We start from the raw sequence: 1,520 nt of genomic DNA, 5'->3' as shown, positions 1-1,520 counted from the left end.
CGGCTACCGCTTGCGACGCAGGCCGGAACCAACGTCGTTAGCCGGAAGCGGCTAGACGTCACAGCGTCGGCGTGTCGGGGAACCGGCGACGAGTTCGGTGCGTCTAAAGGGCATGGAACTACCTGTCGACGCATTCGGACTGGTGCGGCGCGACGCCGTCGTCGCCTGTGGATACACCGACGACCAACTGCAGTGGCACGTGAAGAACAACGAGCTGCAGCGCCTCGGCAACGGCGCTTACGCTGTGCTCGACGATCTACCCACAGCGTCGGGCGAACGCGCAGCGGAGCTCTACCGTCTCCGCTGCCTCGGCCACGCCACGACCGGTCGCGCCAGCAAACTCGTGCTCTCCCACCAATCCGCCGCGGCCATCCACCGGCTGCCGCTGCTCAAGCCCGATCGGACGCGGGTGCACCTGGTGAACATCGCGCGGGCCGGCGGCTCGCAACTGAAGAATCGGCACATCCATCCCGGCCCGGTGCCCGTCGGCAAGTACGTGACCGTCAAGGGTGTCACCGTCACCTCACTCGCCCGCACCGCGGTCGACGTCGCGTGCGCCGACGGCACCTTCGACGGTGCGCTCACCGTCTTCGACAGCGCCGTGCGGCTCGGCACCAGCACCGACGAACTCACGGCCGAACTCACCGACCACCGCCGGATCGGCTCGGCCATGGCGAGGTACGCCCTGACACACGCCAACGGCAAGGCCGAATCGGTCGGCGAGTCCTGGTGTCGCGCACAATTGATCGACGGCGGGCTCCCCACCCCGCAACTCCAGGTCTACTACCAACTGCCGAGCCAGGACGCGTGGGTCGACCTCGACTGGGAACGCAAACTGATCGTCGAGTTCGACGGGATGTGCAAGTACCGCGTCCCCGACGGCGCGAACGCGGCCGAAGCGACCAGGATCATCCAGAAAGAGAAGCGCCGCCAGGACGAGCTCGAAGCGATCGGCCCGAAGATGCTGCGCTTCTGGTGGGCCCAGTTGGAGCGCCGCGAGGTTGTCGGGCGTTGCCGGTACTGGCTGAACCACCTGCAGATCCACCCCTGAATACAGTTCGCGCCAACGACTTTGGTTCCGGCCCCTAAAGCAGGCGGTAGCCGGAACCAACTGTGTGGGCCGGAACGTCCGACCTTGACCCTTCGACAAGCTCAGGGGGCGGACGGGCTCAGGGGGCGGGGTGGAAATGGTAAGGCCCCCGATCCGGGGGATGGATCGGGGGCCTTACCTGAGCGTACTAGCCGAAGTACCCGTTGTCTCCAAAATCGTCCAACGGCACCGCGGCACCGGCGGGAGCGCCGAAACCGTCGGGGCTGAAGAAGTTATCGTCGTGCACCGGACGCGCGTACGCGGCGGCGCGAGCCTCTTCGGTCGGCTCCACCTGGATGTTGCGGTAACGGTTGATACCGGTACCGGCCGGGATGAGCTTACCGATGATGACGTTCTCTTTCAGACCCACCAGTTTGTCGCTGCGATTGTTGATCGCCGCGTCGGTCAGGACACGCGTGGTCTCCTGGAA

2 protein-coding genes are annotated in these 1,520 nt (G+C 66.0%); one reads left to right on the top strand and one right to left on the bottom strand.

Translation table 11 applies throughout. From position 1 onward, the window contains the following. Positions 1-112 precede the first annotated feature (112 nt). Positions 113-1,051: a hypothetical protein gene (locus tag WAW85_RS07125; protein ID WP_422558929.1), complete on the top strand. Its 939-nt coding sequence runs from the start codon at positions 113-115 to the stop codon at positions 1,049-1,051. Positions 1,052-1,238: 187 nt separating this feature from the next. Here WAW85_RS07125 and WAW85_RS07120 read toward each other — a convergent pair. Further along, positions 1,239-1,520 (bottom strand): hypothetical protein (locus WAW85_RS07120; protein WP_422558928.1); only part of this gene is annotated, 282 nt, incomplete at its 5' end.

The sequence above is a fragment of the Gordonia sp. (in: high G+C Gram-positive bacteria) genome (assembly GCF_049299075.1).
GTDB lineage: Bacteria > Actinomycetota > Actinomycetes > Mycobacteriales > Mycobacteriaceae > Gordonia.
Note: the sequence above shows the minus strand (reverse complement) of the source record. Positions and strands in the feature narration are given on the sequence as shown.